Below are 13,907 nucleotides of genomic sequence, written 5' to 3' on the forward strand. Positions count from 1 at the left end.
TGGTGTGGTGCGGAGGAGAGTTTTTGGTGAGCCGTCAGCCGGCGAGCTGTCGGCGTCCGGCCGTGCGCTGGTGGTTTCTGTGCCGGCTGGCGCTCCGCGGGCGCGGCAGCGCGAGTTTGTCCAGCACGTCCAGTGCAGCGGCATGTTCATTGAAGGTATAGAGGTGCAACCCGGGGGCTCCGGCGTCCAGCGCCGCGTTAGCCAAGTCCACTGTGGCGCCGACCCCGATCCGGGTCCGGTCGGTGTCGGTGCCCGCGGCGGTGAGCCGGTCGATGAGGACCGGGTCCGGCGCGACGCCGGTCAGCTCGCTGAGGCGGGTGAGCCGGCGGACGCTGGTGAGCGGCATAACCCCCGGAATAATCGGGATGGTGACGCCGGCCCGGCGTGCCCGTGCCAGCAGGTCCGCGTACTGGCCGGTGTGGAAAAAGACCTGGGTGATGGCAAAGTCCGCGCCGGAGCGCTGCTTGGCCAGGAGCACCTCCACATCATGCGCTTCGCTCGGGGACTCCGGGTGCCGGGTGGGGTAGGCAGCGACGCCGATCGCCACCTTACCGGCGCAGAGCAGCGCGGACCGGCGCTGTTCGACCCGGCGGATGAGCTCAATCAGGTCCTGTGCGTATCGCAGCGAACCCGCGGGCGGCACAACGCCGCCTTTGGGCTGGTCGCCGCGCAGGGCAAGGATGCCACGCACGCCGACGTCGAGCAGTTCGCCGATGATGTCGGCGAGCTCCTGCGGTGAGTTTCCAACGCAGGTCAGGTGCGCCAGCGGCCGCAGCGTGGTCTCCTGGACAAGCCGGTTGATCAGTTCGACGGCGGTGGTCCGGTTCGAGCCGCTGGCGCCGTAGGTCACGGACACGTAGTCCGGGTCCGTGCTTTCGAGTTCGCCGATGGTGGTCCAGAGCGATTCCGTGGCAGCGGGTGACCGCGGCGGGAATAGCTCGTAGGAGAGGGCGACAGGAGCCGTTCCGGCAAGATCTGGATGGGTGTCAATAAGGCTTGGTGGAGACATTTGCGTCCTTGGCTGTGACCACTGACGGCGTTGCCGTCGGTGAATTGAGTTTGGGGAACACGGAGGAGACTCCAGCAGGACGCAGCCGCGACTGTTACGCCTGATACGAAGTATTCCGTGAGCAAATGTCAGGCCCACATGGGGGCACCCACACCCTCCTGGGCCGCCGGTGGGCAGGCCTTCAGCGGAGGATCGCTGACACGTTACCGGGGTAACTTGGATAGAACTTTACGGCCCGCCCGGTCAGCGTTCAAGTCCACTGCCGAATTAAGACGTGCTCTTACGGAACTTTCCGGCTGGTGACAGAACATTCTTCGCTTTAATGCGCCAGGGGCCGGTTTGCGGACGGTATACCCGGCGGAAGTGTTGGCGCCGGCATCTGCCTTTCACACCCGCGCAGGACTATTCTTTTGCCATGATCCAGCTTCCAGCCAGCTACCAGGAGTACCTCGCCGGCAAGAGCGAGAGTTTCATCAACGCCGTGCGTCCCATTTTGATGCAGTCCGCGGCGGACAAGATGCACGGCGTCCGGGTTGTGGTGCACCCGCACGACCACCAGGCCCATCTGGACTCCACCATCCCGTTCGGTTCCGTTGTGGAGGACATCGACTGACGCCTGCCGGCAGGCTTTAGCCGTCCAGCAGGAGGCGCTGCGAGCGCGGTGCCAGCGTGTGTTCAAGCACGAGGCAGGCGGCGCCGACAGCGCCGACGTCCTCGCCGACGCCGGTGCCGACCACTTCGATCTCGTGGATCTTCCGGGTGGCGCTGCCGTCCCGGACGAGCTCCGGGACCCGTTCAAGGTAGCGCTGTGAGAGGCAGGTCCAGAACGGGCCGCCGAAAACCACACGGTCCACGTCCAAGGCGTTGGTAACGATGGAGACGGCGCGGGCCACCAGCACGGCGGAATGGTCAATGATCGCCTCGGCCCGGGGCTCGCCTGCGACCGCCGCCGCGCACAGCGCGGCGAAGCTCTCCTGGAGGGCAGGACCTGTCTGGACCGCAAGGGGTCCCGCCAGGACCCCCGTTTCGACGGCGCGGGCCACCAGGACCTGCGGGATGCAGGAGGACAGGACGCAGCCGCGCGCCCCGCACACGCACGGCGGGCCGTCAGGATCCACGATGATATGCCCGATCTCGCCGGCGTTGCCGGAGGTGCCGCGGACCACCTCGTCATTGAGCACGATCCCGCAGCCGATGCCGGTGCCCATGTACATAAACACGAAGCTGCCGGAGCCGCTCGGACCGCCCGCCCAGGTCTCCGCCACAGCGGCGCTTGTTACATCCTTATCCACGATGGTGGACAGCCCCGTCGCCGCTGCGAGCGCATCCCGGAGCGGCACTCGGTCCCAACCGAGCAGGAGCGGAGGGTCAACCACCGAGCCCTCCTCCAGGTCGATCGGTCCGGGAGAAGCGACGCCGAGGCCGGCGATCCGCGCGGGGTCGACGCCGGAATCCAAGATCAGCTGCTTGATTTCGGCGGCGATGGTGTTGATAACGGCGCCGGGATCCGAGCCCATCGGGGTCTTGATCCGGGAATGCTTGACCACTGCTCCGACCAGGTCCAGCACGACGAACGTTATGACGGCGGGATCCAGATGGACACCCACGGCGTACATCCCGGAGGACTTGAGCCTGAGCATGGTCCGCGGCTTGCCCGGGCCGGTGCCTTCCTTGCCCGCCTCGTAGATCAGGTCCTGGTCCAGCAGCCGCCGGGAGATGTTGGAGATCGTCTGCGGGGACAGCCCGACAATCTGCGCCAGTTCCACCCGGCTAAGGCCCGCCGGGGACCGACGGATGGCGTCGAGGATCACCGTGAGGTTGAAATCCCCCATCCGCGGCAAGTTGGTTCCGCGCCTCGGCGAGGGCTGGCGGATTTCAGGCACTGATACCCCTAAACGTCTTTGGCTGCGCACTGCTTATCTCAGAATCGTACGTTAAGCTCCGGTGGCGGCCCATACACCCCGCTTCACACTGCAGCGGATTTCCGGATGCTCGCTGTCACGGTGAATTTAGGGTTTCTTCCGACCTCGCGGGTGGGGCCAATAAGCCGCTGCAGCGTGGGCCGGTAGTGCAGGTGGCTGTTGAACACCGTCCAGAGCTCCCCGCCCGGAGCCAGCACCCGGCCTGCCGCCTCGATAAGTTTGATGCCAGCCCCGGAATGCACCGCCGCACCGACGTGGAAGGGCGGGTTGAGCAGGATTAGCCCGGCGCTGGCCTCCGGGAGTGAGCCCATCGCATCGTCCTGCAGGGCCGTGATCCGGTCACCGAGGCCGTTGGCCTGCGCCGTGGCTCGGGCGGACTCGACGGCGGCGGCGGACTGGTCCGTGGCCGTGACCCGGGAACCGGGGTGGCTGCGGGCATACATGGCGGCGAGGATGCCGGTCCCGCAGCCGAGGTCGACGGCGTGCCGTGCGGCCGGCATCCGGGGCAGGAACTCCAGCAGGAACCGGGTGCCGATGTCCAGCCCGGTGCCGGCAAAGACTGCGCCCCGGGCACAGACAGCCAGTCCCAGGTCGGTATTGACCGCCGTGCTGGGGAACGGCGGGGCCCCGGTGGCGGGGCGGGGACGCCGGGCCAGCAGGATCCGGGACTTTTGCCGGGCACGCTGCGGCTGGACTTCACCGAAGTGACGCTCCAGCACGGCGTTCATGCCCAGGCTCATGTGTTTGACCCGGCCGCCGGCCAGCAGCACAACGTCGGGCGCGGCGTAGCGGGCGACGGCGTCGGCAATCTCCTCGAGCTCAGCCAGCGACTTGGGCAGCTGGAGCAACACCAGGGTGGCACCGGACAGCAGCCCGGCGCCGAGCGGAAACGGCTCAAAACCGCCGTCGACGCCTAGCTTCTCCGCGTTGTTGCGGAGGGCACGTTCCCCGGTGATGAGGTCCTGGTGCACACGGACCGGGCCATTCAGCGCGCCCGGCTCCCCGGTGTTCCACCTGTTCAGCGCCAGCGCGCCGAGGGTCAACGCTCCGTACCGGTCCCCCACGATGGCCAGCCGTCCGCCCGGAGGCAGCAGCCCGTCCGCGAGCAGTCCGCCGGCGGCCTCGAGCAGGAGCGGGTCCGTGGCGTCCCAGGCCTGCAAGTTGGGCGCCTCCACATCCGGAGACCTGCCCAGCCGGGAGAAGAGGGATTCAAGAGTGTTGTCCGCCACGCGCGAGTTGCCGCCTTATGTGAGTCCGGTGAGTGAGTGTTCAGGACGGGTAAACGAAGTCCCCTGCCAATTTATCCTGCCCGCCAAGTAAACGCAGGATGCCTGCCACCGCGGACCGGCCCGCCCGGTTGGCACCGATGGTGGACGAGGACGGACCGTAGCCCACCAGGTGGACCCGTGGTTCCGCGGCCACCTGCGTGCCGTCCATGGCGATCCCGCCGCCCGGGCCGCGCAGGTGCAGCGGGGCGAGGTGTTCAAGCTCCGCCCGGAAGCCGGTGGCCCAGAGAATCACGTCGGCGGCCAGGAAGCTGCCATCTGCCCGCCGCACTCCCCCGGGCTCGATGCCGGTGAACATGGGCTGGCGCTCCAGGACACCGCGGTCCGCGGCCGCGCGCAGGGCCGGGGTCCAGAGCAACCCGGTCACCGCGACGATGCTTTGCGGCGGCAGTCCCTGCCGGACGCGTTCTTCCACCAGCGCGACGGCGTTGTGCCCGGCCCGGCGGTCAAAGTCCGTCTCCCGCCAGACCGGTTCCCGGCGGGTGAACCAGCTGGTCCCGGTGACGTGGGAGATCTCGTCGAGCAAACCGACGGCGGAGATTCCCCCGCCCACCACGATCACGTGCCGGCCGCGGAACTCTTCGGCGGAAACGTAGTCCGCAACGTGCAGCTGCCGCCCCTGGAAGGTGGCCCGTCCAGGGTAGATCGGCCAAAACGGCCGGGTCCAGGAACCGGTGGCGTTAATGATGGCCCGGGCGGACCAGTCGCCGCCCGTGCTGGCGATCCGCAGCCGCCCGTTCGGCTCCGCGTCCTCCCGGGTGACCGACCGGACTTTGACGGGGCGCTCGACGGCGAGCGAGAGCTCGTGTTCGTAGCCGCCAAAGTACCTCGGCAGGAAGCTGGAGCTCGCTTCGTCCGGGTCGACGGCGGGCTGCGGCCGGCCGGGCAGGTCGCTGATGCCGTTGACGGTGGACATCCGCAGGCTCTTCCAGCGGTGCCGCCAGGCCCCGCCTGGACCGTCCTCCCCGTCGAGGACATGGTAGCTGCCGGCCGGCCCGCCGGTTCCTCCGCCCTCGGCCGTTCCTCCGTTGTCGGGGCGGGCCGTGGCCGGGACCAGGCCGCGGCGGCGCAGGTGGTAGGCGGCGGAGAGCCCGGCTTGGCCACCGCCGATAACAACCACGTCGGCGGACCTGAGCGTCCCGTCACCCGCTGTGGACATTACGGCTCACATTTTCTTGACGACACTGGATTTCAGCTGCATGGGTCCGACGCCGTCGACCTTGCAGTCGATGTTGTGGCCCCCAACCCCGTTGACCAGCCGGATTCCGCGGACTTTGGTCCCGACTTTGATGACGGTGGAACTGCCCTTGATCTTCAGGTCCTTAATGACCGTCACTGTGTCCCCGTCGGAGAGGACGTTGCCAACGGCATCCTTGACCGGTGCTGGTTCCTGTCCGCCGGTCTCTGCTTCCGCTGCGGGCGACCATTCGTGGGCACACTCGGGGCAGACCAGGAGCGCACCCATCTCATAGCTGTATTCACTGGAGCATTCCGGGCACGGCGGCAGGGTCTCATTCACGACCCCAACAGTAGTCGAGGTGCCGGGCCGAATCGCGGGAAGGCCGGCATTGCTAAGCTGAGCTCCCCAGAGTGAAGGCGGCGCCCCATGGCCCAGAGCCCAGTTCAACCCCACCGCCCGGTCCCAACACCGGGTTCGCCTCCCGTGCCGGGGGATTCCCGGCTGCGCTCCGGCGTCCGGACTGCAGGCAGGATGCTGCTGGGAGGATTCCTGTTGCTGGCCGGTGTCAGCCACCTGAGCTGGGCGCGGGAGGCGTTCCATGCCCAGGTGCCGCCATGGTTGCCGTTGGACGTGGACTTTGTGGTGGTTGCGTCCGGACTGGTGGAAATCGGCCTGGGCGTTGGCCTGCTGCTGATCAGGCGGCGGCGGGTTGCCCTCGGTTGGCTGGTCGCTGCCTTTTTTGTCGCCGTTTTTCCCGGGAATATCTCCCAGTTCGTAACCGGCACCGATTCGTTTGGTCTCAACTCGGACACCAGCCGCGGGATCCGGCTGCTGTTCCAGCCGCTGCTGGTGCTCTGGGCCTTGTGGTCCACGGGCGCCTGGCGGGCCTGGCGGATGAATCGGCGCGCCGGCCGGTAGACCGGCACCGCTGCCTGCCCTTGTCCCGGCTGGTTCGTGCATTGCAGCCGGCAGCCCGCTCCGGGCCCAAAAATTCCCCGAAAGACAAAAGGTCCTGCTCACTGAGCAGGACCTTTTTCGGTGGAGCTGAGGGGACTCGAACCCCTGACCCCCTGCATGCCATGCAGGTGCGCTACCAGCTGCGCCACAGCCCCGAACGTGCCGGGAAATCCGTCCTGCGAAGGAACGTCTCTCCGGAAGCAACCTGTTTATCTTAAACCACAATTCCGGTTCACGCGAATCGGCGGGCCGGCTCGGAGAAACCGGCCCGACCCCGACGTTCCACGCCCGGGCCGGACAACCGCCATACGCAAAAAATCCGCCGGAATCTTTCGATTCCGACGGATTATCCGGTGGAGCTGAGGGGACTCGAACCCCTGACCCCCTGCATGCCATGCAGGTGCGCTACCAGCTGCGCCACAGCCCCGAATTTTCGCTGCCCCGACCCCGCCGGCTTTCGCCTCCGGGCTCCGTACTTGGTCCGGATTTCTCCGAAGCAACTCAAATATCTTAGAACAGTCTTTCGGAAAATTCCAAATCGGGCATATTCCGCAGCTGCATGCCGGGTTACTCCGCTTCGGGGCCCGCCGCTGCCTGCGCGGAAACGTCGTCGCCAAGCTGAAGGTCCACAACGGGGCAGTCCTTCCAGAGGCGCTCCAGGGCGTAAAACACGCGGTCTTCCTCGTGCTGGACGTGAATAACGATGTTGCCGTAGTCCAAGAGGACCCAGCGGCCGCCGGAGCGGCCCTCACGGCGGATCGGCTTGAGCTCGAATTTGGAGAGTTCGTCTTCGATGCCGTCCACAATGGCATTAACCTGGCGTTCGGACGGCGCCGAGGCAATCAGGAAGATATCCGCCAGGGCCAGCCGTTCGCTGACGTCCATGGCGACGATGTCCTCAGCGAGCTTCTCGGCAGCCGCTCGGGCTGCGTGGCGGGCTGAGGCGATGGATGAATCTGTTGCAGTCACGGGACTCCTTATTGGGTACAAAAGTGTTGGGTAAAAAGCGTTATGGGTAACAAGCGTGTGTTCTGAAACTGCGCGGGTGGCCACCGGGCGGAAGCGCGCGGCCCGCAGCGAAGGTGGCTAGCCGGAGATGGCAGTGACAATCAGCGTGATGCCGGCGATCAGTGCCAGCACCCCCAGGGCCAGTACCACCAGGCGCAGGCGCCGCGCCCTGCCCAAACCGGCCGTGACCGCGTCCAGGGGTTCAAGCCCGTAGGCTGCGCTTGCGGCCACCGGCGAGCCGCCGGCGAAGTCCTCCTCGGACCGGAGCGTTGGCGGTTCCCCCGCCTCCGGCTGGGATTCTGCCGGCGGCACGGACGAAGCACGGGCAGCGGCCTCGGCGCGGGCAAGCACCCCGGCACGACCGGTCGCAGGGCCGGGTTTGCGCTGGCGGGATGCACCGGGGCGGTGGCCGCCGGACTTGCGGTTGTCACCAACCCGGGGGCCCGGGTTGGTGACAACCGGAACGTGTGAGGTGGCAGGGCGCTTCAGGACCGGCCGCTCCACGCCCGGAAACTGGACGAACTCCAGGGGTGTGACCATTGCCAGGTTATTAGCTGTGGTCGGATCATTGCGCACCGGCTCCGGCACGCTGTTCTGCTCGGCCAGCTTCTGCTTCGCGGCGGCACGGCGTCCCAGTACTGCGGCCCGTTCGGCCACGGCGATCTGCTCCGCCAGTGCGCGCGGATCCACGGCATCGGCGTCCACGGCGTTGATGTGTTCCATCTTGGCCAGTTGGTTCTGCGCCTGCTGGGCGAGGAGTTCGCGTGCGGCGAGGGCCTGTTCCACGCTCATCCCCACGGCGCCCGGAGCTCCCGGGCCGGCTACGGCTTCCTCGTCCGCCGGGGCGGCGGTTTCCGCACCCGCGGCCGGCGCGTCGGCTTCCGCCCCCGGCGGGGGCGCGGAGGGGCTGACCCGGGTGCGGGGCGAGGCAGGGACGATCAGATTGGCGGACGTTGCCGGGGCTGTCTCGGCGGCCAGCTGCAGCAACCGCAACTGGCGACGCGTCGGCGGTCCGCCGGCGGCGAGGTTGCCTTCCTTCTCGGCTAATTCCTTGATGGTTCGCAAGGTGGCGCGGTCGCGGGCCCGGATCTGCGAGGACCGTTCGGTTCCCGGGGAACTGCTGACCGAGTCGACCGGGCCGGGAATCCGGCGCCGGCCGGTGGTTTCCGCTTCGGTGGGTTCACCGGGATCAACGGCGTCCGGCCGCGGGGCATCCTTGTTTGCGGCGTCCTTGTTTGCGGCGTCCTTGTTTGCGGCGTCCTTGTTTGCTGAGGCCGGGCTATTCGAGGCAGGGGGAACCGCGCCGGAAGCGGGGGCACCGGGCTCCCGGCGTTCATCTCTGGCCTGTCGCAGTTCGCGACGGCTGCGGATTGGTGGCTGTTCCTGACTCATTGCAAACTCATTCGATGCTGGCGGGGTGGGCTAACTCGGTACTGCGGTCGTAGCGTGCGGCGCCATTTCCGGCGGAGGTGTCCCCGACGTCCGGGTGGCCGCCGTACAGTCCGTATTTGGCGATGTACTGCACTACACCGTCCGGCACTAAGTACCAGACAGGGTTTCCTGCAGCTACCCGGGCGCGGCAGTCGGTCGAGGAGATTGCCATCGCTGGCACCTCGAGCAGGCTGACGTCCTTGCGGCCCATTCCGTCCAGGACGTGTCCGGGCCTGGTGACGCCGACGAAGTGCGCAAGGGACCACAGCTCGTCAATGTCCTTCCAGGACAAGATCTGCGCCAGGGCGTCGGCGCCGGTAATAAAAAACAGGTCCGCCTCCGGGCGCAGGGTTCGGAGGTCACGAAGGGTGTCGATAGTGTACGTGGGACCGGGCCGGTCCACGTCCACCCGGCTGACGGTAAAGCGCGGGTTTGACGCCGTGGCGATGACTGTCATGAGGTAGCGGTGCTCGGCCTCGCTGACCTTTTTGCTCATCTTCTGCCACGGCTGGCCGGTCGGCACAAAAACCACTTCGTCCAAGTCGAACTTGGCTGCCACCTCGCTGGCGGCAACAAGGTGGCCGTGATGGATGGGATCGAAGGTACCGCCCATCACGCCCAGACGCAGACGGCGCCGGGCACCGCGCTGCGTCACGATGGCGGAAATATTAGTGGCCTTGGCTGTGATCGTGCTTGTTCGGGTGCTGGCGGTGCGGATCCGCGTGCTCCTCAACGGCTGCATGGCGCCTGCCCAGGTTGCCGTAGGACAGTGTGACCGACAGCATGACCATCAGCAGCGCGAACATCACGGCGCCAATTACGATCGGCGGTGCGATGAGCGGCGCGAGTTCCTCGTGGCCTGATCCGCCCACGGCGGCGACGATTGTGGCGATCTGCTGGGACAGCATGTTCTCCCCTAGTGAGTTCACAATTTAACGACGGCGGATATCCCCGCCGTTCCGGACTTCTGTTCCATGTTACAGCGTTGCTAGGACCTGATCTGGCCCTCGCCCTGGACGATCCATTTGGTGGTGGTCAGTTCCGTCAGGCCCATGGGTCCGCGGGCGTGCAGCTTCTGGGTGGATATACCCACCTCGGCGCCGAGGCCGAGTTCACCGCCGTCGGTGAAGCGGGTGGACGCGTTGACAATAACGGCGGCCGAGTCAATCTCGGCAATAAACCGCTCGGCGTTGCCAAGGTCATTGGTCAGGATGGCCTCGGTGTGGCCGGTGGACCAGGTTCGGATGTGCCTGACGGCGTCCTCCACGCTGTCGACCATGGCCACGGCAAGGTCCAGGTCCATGTATTCGGTGGCCCAGTCCTCGTCCGTGGCGGGGACCGAGTCTATCGAGGCGGGCAGTGCAGCGCGGATCCGATCGTCGGCATGCAGCGTAACGCCGGCGTCGCGCAGGGCAGCGGCGACGGCGGGCAGCACTGTCGAGCCGGAGTGGACCAGCAGGGTTTCCACGGTATTGCAGACGCTGGGCCGTTGGGTCTTGGAGTTCAGCAGGATCTCCACGGCCATCTCCTCGTTCGCGGAAGCGTCCAGGAAGATGTGCACATTGCCTTCGCCGGTCTCAATCACGGGAACATTGGCGTTGGCCACAACGGACTGGATGAGGTCACGGCCGCCGCGGGGAATCAGGACGTCCACCCGGCCGCGTGCACGCATCAGGGCGTTGGCTCCTTCGCGGCCGAACTGGTCAACACTTTGCACTGCGTCGGCGGGCAGGCCCACCGACTCCAGGGCGTCACGGAGCACGGTAACGAGCGCTGCGTTGGTGGCGGCGGCGGCGGTTCCGCCGCGCAGGATGACGGCGTTGCCACTCTTGAGGCCGAGCCCGGCGATGTCCACCGTGACGTTGGGACGCGCCTCGTAGATGGCGGCGACGACACCCATCGGGACGTTGACCTGGCGCAGCCGCAGCCCGTTGGGCAGGGTCTGGCCGCGCACTACGTTGCCGACCGGATCCGGCAGGTTGGCGAGGTTCTCCAGGGCGGCGGCGAGGCCCTGGATGCGGGCATCGGTGAGGGTGAGCCGGTCCAGCAGCGCCGCGGAGGTGCCGTTGGCCTTCCCGGCGGCCACGTCCGTGGCGTTGGCGGCGAGGACCCCTGCCTGACGCTCCAACAGCGCTGCGGCGATCGCGCGCAGCCCCCGGTCCTTCCAGGCCCGGTTGGCGCGGGACATCCTGCGGCCGGCGGCACGGGAACGGTCGGCGATGGCGTGGACGGCGGCCTCGACGTCGGCCGGTGAAAGCGAGGATGGTTCAGGCACGGAAGAGCCCGTGGTTGAGTCGATGGAATTCGCTGCGGATTCGTGAATCAGTGCCTCAGTCATCATTCCAGTCTAGGCGAGCCTCCCGGTTAGACCAGAACCAGGTCATCTACGTGGATGACCTCCCGGTCGAAGCCCCTGCCCAGCGACTCCCCCAGTTCCACTGTGGAACGGCCCAGCATTTGCGGGAGCTCATCGGATGAATAGTTGACCAGCCCGCGCGCAACGACTGTCCCATCCGCTGCAACCATCTCGACGGCGTCGCCGGATTCAAAGGTCCCTTCCACGGCAGTGACGCCAGCCGGAAGCAAGGAGGTGTGGTGGTCGCGGACGGCTGTGACGGCGCCGTCGTCGAGGATCAGCCGGCCCTGCACATGGGCGAGGTGGGCCAGCCACATCATCCGCACGGACTTTCGTCCGCTGTTGACAGTGAACAAGGTGCCGACGTCCTCCCCCGCCAGTGCGGCGGCAGCGTTTGCCGTGGAGGTGACCAGCGCGGGGATACCGGAATCCGCGGCCATCGTGGCGGCTTCGACTTTGGTCTGCATTCCGCCTGTTCCGACCCCCGCCTTGCCGGGCGAGCCGATGGTGACGTCCTCCAGGTCCGCGGGGCCGTCGACCCGGGGAATGCGCTTGGCACCTTTGGCGGGCGGGCCGTCGTAGAGGGCATCGACGTCGGAGAGCAACAGCAGGGCATCGGCCCGGACCAGGTGCGCCACCAGGGCGGACAAGCGGTCGTTGTCGCCGAAACGGATCTTGTGCGTGGCCACCGTGTCATTTTCGTTGACAACCGGCACAACGCCCAGGTTCAGCAAACGGTTCAGCGCCCGGAACGCATTCATGTGGTGACTGCGCCGCATCAGGTCATCTGCGGTCAGGAGCACCTGGCTGACGGTAATCCCGTGGGCACCAAAGGCGTGCGTGTAACGGGCCATCAGCAGCCCCTGGCCCACGCTGGCGGCGGCCTGCTGGGTGGCGAGGTCCCGGGGACGCTTCGTCAGGCCCAGCGGCGCGAGCCCCGCGGAGATCGCTCCCGAAGACACCAGGATGATTTCGGTGCCGCTATTGCTTTTGGCCGCCAGCGCGTTCGACAGTTCGATCAGCGCGTCCTCGGAGATTCCGCCCTTGATACTGGTGAGCGACGACGAACCCACCTTGACCACAATGCGGCGAGCCCGGGCGAGCAGCCTGCGGTCGTTGGTTTTGGGTTCCTCGATGACAACTGCGGACTTGTCGCTCACGTGTTAAGGCTCACTCCTCATTCTCGGTGTCAAGGGCGCTTTCCTTAAGCGGCTTGGGCCGGCGGCCGCTGACGGATTCAGTCCAGATACCGGCTTTGCGCTCGGCTTCGAGCTCGGCGCGGGCCGCAGCCTTGGCCTCGCGGCGCTCCACCTGTTCATCGCGCTTTTGGCCACGGGTGGGGCGGTCGCCGATGTCGGCAAAGCGCACGTCGGTTCCGCGGGGTGCTGCCAACAGTTCGGCGCCGGCCATCATGGTCGGCTCCCAGTCGAAGACGACGCCGTCGTCTTCACCGATGACCACCATGTCGCCCGGGGTGGCGCCCTGTTTGAACAGCTCGTTTTCTACGCCGAGCTTAGCCAGTCGGTCAGCAAGGTAGCCGATAGCCTCCTCGTTGGTGAAGTCGGTCTGCTTGACCCAGCGCACGGGCTTGTCGCCGAGGACGCGGAACAGCGGCTCCAGGTTCTTCTCCTCGCGGCGGATTTTGAAGCCGGACTCGTTGACGGCGCGAGGTTTGAGTACCGGGGCGTGGACCTTCGGCGGCGCGGCAGCAATGGCGTCGCGGGCAGCCTGGACGATCTCGCCCATCGCGAAGCCAAGCTGGCGGAGACCTTCGTGGCTGGTCGCCGAAATTTCGAAGACCTTGAAGCCGCGGGATTCGAGTTCGGGGCGGACAAATTCTGCCATGTCCTTGCCGTCCGGGAGGTCGACCTTGTTCAGGGCGATCAGGCGCGGGCGCTGGTTCAGCGGAACAACTTCACCGTCGGAACCGGCATAGCTCATGTCCACCGCGTATTTGTCCAGCTCGGCTTCGATGACGGCGAGGTCCGAGAGCGGATCGCGGTCTGATTCGAGCGTGCCGCAGTCGAGCACATGCACCAGGGCGGCGCAACGCTCAACGTGGCGCAGGAAGTGGTGGCCGAGGCCCTTGCCTTCGCTGGCGCCTTCGATCAGGCCGGGGACGTCGGCGATGGTGAAGCGCACCTCGCCGGCCTGGACCACACCGAGGTTCGGGATCAGGGTGGTGAACGGGTAGTCGGCGATTTTGGGCCGGGCGGCAGACATCGCGGCAATCAGGCTGGACTTGCCGGCGGAGGGGAACCCGACCAAGGCAATATCGGCGATGGATTTCAGTTCCAGGACAACGTCACTGGATTCGCCTTCGATGCCGAGCAGGGCGAATCCCGGGGCGCGGCGTTTCTGCGAGGAGAGCGAAGCGTTGCCCAGTCCACCGATGCCGCCGGCCGCGGCGATGTATTCGGAACCCTCACCGACCAGGTCTGCGAGGACCCTGCCGTCCTTGGACTTGACCACGGTGCCCTCGGGAACCGGGAGGATCAGGGTTTCGCCGTGCTTGCCGGCGCGCCAGTCGCCCATACCGGGTCCGCCGTTGGTGGCGTGGCGGTGCGGGGCGTGGTGGTAATCGAGCAGGGTCGTGGTCTGGGGGTCCACGCGCAGGATAACGTCGCCGCCGTTGCCGCCGTTGCCGCCGTCGGGACCGCCGAGCGGCTTGAACTTCTCGCGGTGAACGGAGACACAGCCGTGGCCGCCGGTACCGCCGGATACGTGCAGTACTACCCGGTCTACAAAGCTCGCCACG

At 66.9% G+C, this 13,907-nt stretch carries 14 protein-coding genes and 2 tRNA genes; 2 read left to right on the plus strand and 14 right to left on the minus strand.

The window, feature by feature from the left end; all coding sequences use genetic code 11:
- Window positions 1-34 precede the first annotated feature (34 nt).
- The gene (locus tag QK287_RS12360) at window positions 35-1,009 is read right to left on the minus strand and encodes a methylenetetrahydrofolate reductase (RefSeq protein WP_282360258.1); all 975 of its coding nucleotides are present in this window, start codon (window positions 1,007-1,009) and stop codon (window positions 35-37) included.
- Between the two features lie 415 nt (window positions 1,010-1,424).
- On the opposite strand from QK287_RS12360, the gene QK287_RS12365 reads away from it, so the two are divergent.
- Window positions 1,425-1,622 (plus strand): hypothetical protein, encoded by a 198-nt coding sequence (locus QK287_RS12365; protein WP_226774560.1) that lies wholly within the window; start codon window positions 1,425-1,427, stop codon window positions 1,620-1,622.
- A 16-nt stretch (window positions 1,623-1,638) separates the two neighbouring features.
- On the opposite strand, the gene QK287_RS12370 is transcribed toward QK287_RS12365, so the two are convergent.
- From QK287_RS12370 to QK287_RS12385, 4 genes are all read right to left on the minus strand, one after another.
- Window positions 1,639-2,841 carry an ROK family transcriptional regulator gene (locus QK287_RS12370; protein ID WP_282360259.1) on the minus strand — a complete coding sequence of 401 codons (1,203 nt, stop codon included), beginning with the start codon at window positions 2,839-2,841 and terminating at the stop codon, window positions 1,639-1,641.
- 134 nt (window positions 2,842-2,975) lie between these two features.
- The gene (locus tag QK287_RS12375; RefSeq protein ID WP_282360260.1) at window positions 2,976-4,160 is read right to left on the minus strand and encodes a class I SAM-dependent methyltransferase; all 1,185 of its coding nucleotides are present in this window, start codon (window positions 4,158-4,160) and stop codon (window positions 2,976-2,978) included.
- Between the two features lie 40 nt (window positions 4,161-4,200).
- The gene (locus QK287_RS12380; protein WP_282360261.1) at window positions 4,201-5,376 is read right to left on the minus strand and encodes an FAD-dependent oxidoreductase; all 1,176 of its coding nucleotides are present in this window, start codon (window positions 5,374-5,376) and stop codon (window positions 4,201-4,203) included.
- A gap of 6 nt (window positions 5,377-5,382) precedes the next feature.
- Complete coding sequence (locus QK287_RS12385; protein WP_253032594.1) at window positions 5,383-5,736, minus strand: zinc ribbon domain-containing protein YjdM; 354 nt, start codon at window positions 5,734-5,736, stop codon at window positions 5,383-5,385.
- Window positions 5,737-5,928: 192 nt separating this feature from the next.
- Between QK287_RS12385 and QK287_RS12390 the strand changes: the two genes are divergently transcribed.
- Window positions 5,929-6,315 carry a hypothetical protein gene (locus tag QK287_RS12390; RefSeq protein ID WP_282360305.1) on the plus strand — a complete coding sequence of 129 codons (387 nt, stop codon included), beginning with the start codon at window positions 5,929-5,931 and terminating at the stop codon, window positions 6,313-6,315.
- 121 nt (window positions 6,316-6,436) lie between these two features.
- Here QK287_RS12390 and QK287_RS12395 read toward each other — a convergent pair.
- From QK287_RS12395 to obgE, 9 genes are all read right to left on the minus strand, one after another.
- Window positions 6,437-6,509, minus strand: a tRNA-Ala gene (locus QK287_RS12395).
- Window positions 6,510-6,708: 199 nt separating this feature from the next.
- Window positions 6,709-6,781 (minus strand) — tRNA-Ala (locus QK287_RS12400).
- A gap of 140 nt (window positions 6,782-6,921) precedes the next feature.
- Window positions 6,922-7,323 carry a ribosome silencing factor gene (gene rsfS, locus QK287_RS12405; protein WP_226774565.1) on the minus strand — a complete coding sequence of 134 codons (402 nt, stop codon included), beginning with the start codon at window positions 7,321-7,323 and terminating at the stop codon, window positions 6,922-6,924.
- A 117-nt stretch (window positions 7,324-7,440) separates the two neighbouring features.
- On the minus strand, window positions 7,441-8,754 hold the full coding sequence (locus tag QK287_RS12410; protein WP_282360262.1) for a hypothetical protein: 1,314 nt from the start codon (window positions 8,752-8,754) through the stop codon (window positions 7,441-7,443).
- A 7-nt stretch (window positions 8,755-8,761) separates the two neighbouring features.
- Window positions 8,762-9,448: a nicotinate-nucleotide adenylyltransferase gene (nadD, locus tag QK287_RS12415; protein ID WP_282360263.1), complete on the minus strand. Its 687-nt coding sequence runs from the start codon at window positions 9,446-9,448 to the stop codon at window positions 8,762-8,764.
- Window positions 9,449-9,461: 13 nt separating this feature from the next.
- Window positions 9,462-9,701 carry a hypothetical protein gene (locus QK287_RS12420; protein ID WP_226774568.1) on the minus strand — a complete coding sequence of 80 codons (240 nt, stop codon included), beginning with the start codon at window positions 9,699-9,701 and terminating at the stop codon, window positions 9,462-9,464.
- A gap of 80 nt (window positions 9,702-9,781) precedes the next feature.
- Entirely contained in the window at window positions 9,782-11,131 is a 1,350-nt protein-coding gene (locus tag QK287_RS12425) for a glutamate-5-semialdehyde dehydrogenase (RefSeq protein ID WP_282360264.1), read from the minus strand.
- 26 nt (window positions 11,132-11,157) lie between these two features.
- Window positions 11,158-12,309 (minus strand): glutamate 5-kinase, encoded by a 1,152-nt coding sequence (gene proB / locus QK287_RS12430; RefSeq protein ID WP_226774570.1) that lies wholly within the window; start codon window positions 12,307-12,309, stop codon window positions 11,158-11,160.
- 10 nt (window positions 12,310-12,319) lie between these two features.
- A complete protein-coding gene (obgE, locus tag QK287_RS12435) occupies window positions 12,320-13,906 on the minus strand; it encodes a GTPase ObgE (RefSeq protein ID WP_226774571.1) in 1,587 nt (528 codons plus the stop codon).
- Between the last annotated feature and the right edge of the window lies 1 nt (window position 13,907).

It is taken from the genome of Arthrobacter sp. AL05 (assembly GCF_029960715.1).
In the GTDB taxonomy this organism is placed as follows: Bacteria; Actinomycetota; Actinomycetes; order Actinomycetales; family Micrococcaceae; genus Arthrobacter.

What these genes read in the sequence shown, in the direction of transcription:
- QK287_RS12360 (WP_282360258.1), bottom strand. Translation starts at nt 1,009, where the DNA reads ATGTCTCCACCAAGCCTTATTGACACCCATCCAGATCTTGCCGGAACG.
- QK287_RS12365 (WP_226774560.1), top strand. Translation starts at nt 1,425, where the DNA reads ATGATCCAGCTTCCAGCCAGCTACCAGGAGTACCTCGCCGGCAAGAGC.
- QK287_RS12370 (WP_282360259.1), bottom strand. Translation starts at nt 2,841, where the DNA reads ATGGGGGATTTCAACCTCACGGTGATCCTCGACGCCATCCGTCGGTCC.
- QK287_RS12380 (WP_282360261.1), bottom strand. Translation starts at nt 5,376, where the DNA reads ATGTCCACAGCGGGTGACGGGACGCTCAGGTCCGCCGACGTGGTTGTT.
- QK287_RS12390 (WP_282360305.1), top strand. Translation starts at nt 5,929, where the DNA reads ATGCTGCTGGGAGGATTCCTGTTGCTGGCCGGTGTCAGCCACCTGAGC.
- QK287_RS12410 (WP_282360262.1), bottom strand. Translation starts at nt 8,754, where the DNA reads ATGAGTCAGGAACAGCCACCAATCCGCAGCCGTCGCGAACTGCGACAG.
- QK287_RS12420 (WP_226774568.1), bottom strand. Translation starts at nt 9,701, where the DNA reads ATGCTGTCCCAGCAGATCGCCACAATCGTCGCCGCCGTGGGCGGATCA.
- QK287_RS12425 (WP_282360264.1), bottom strand. Translation starts at nt 11,131, where the DNA reads ATGACTGAGGCACTGATTCACGAATCCGCAGCGAATTCCATCGACTCA.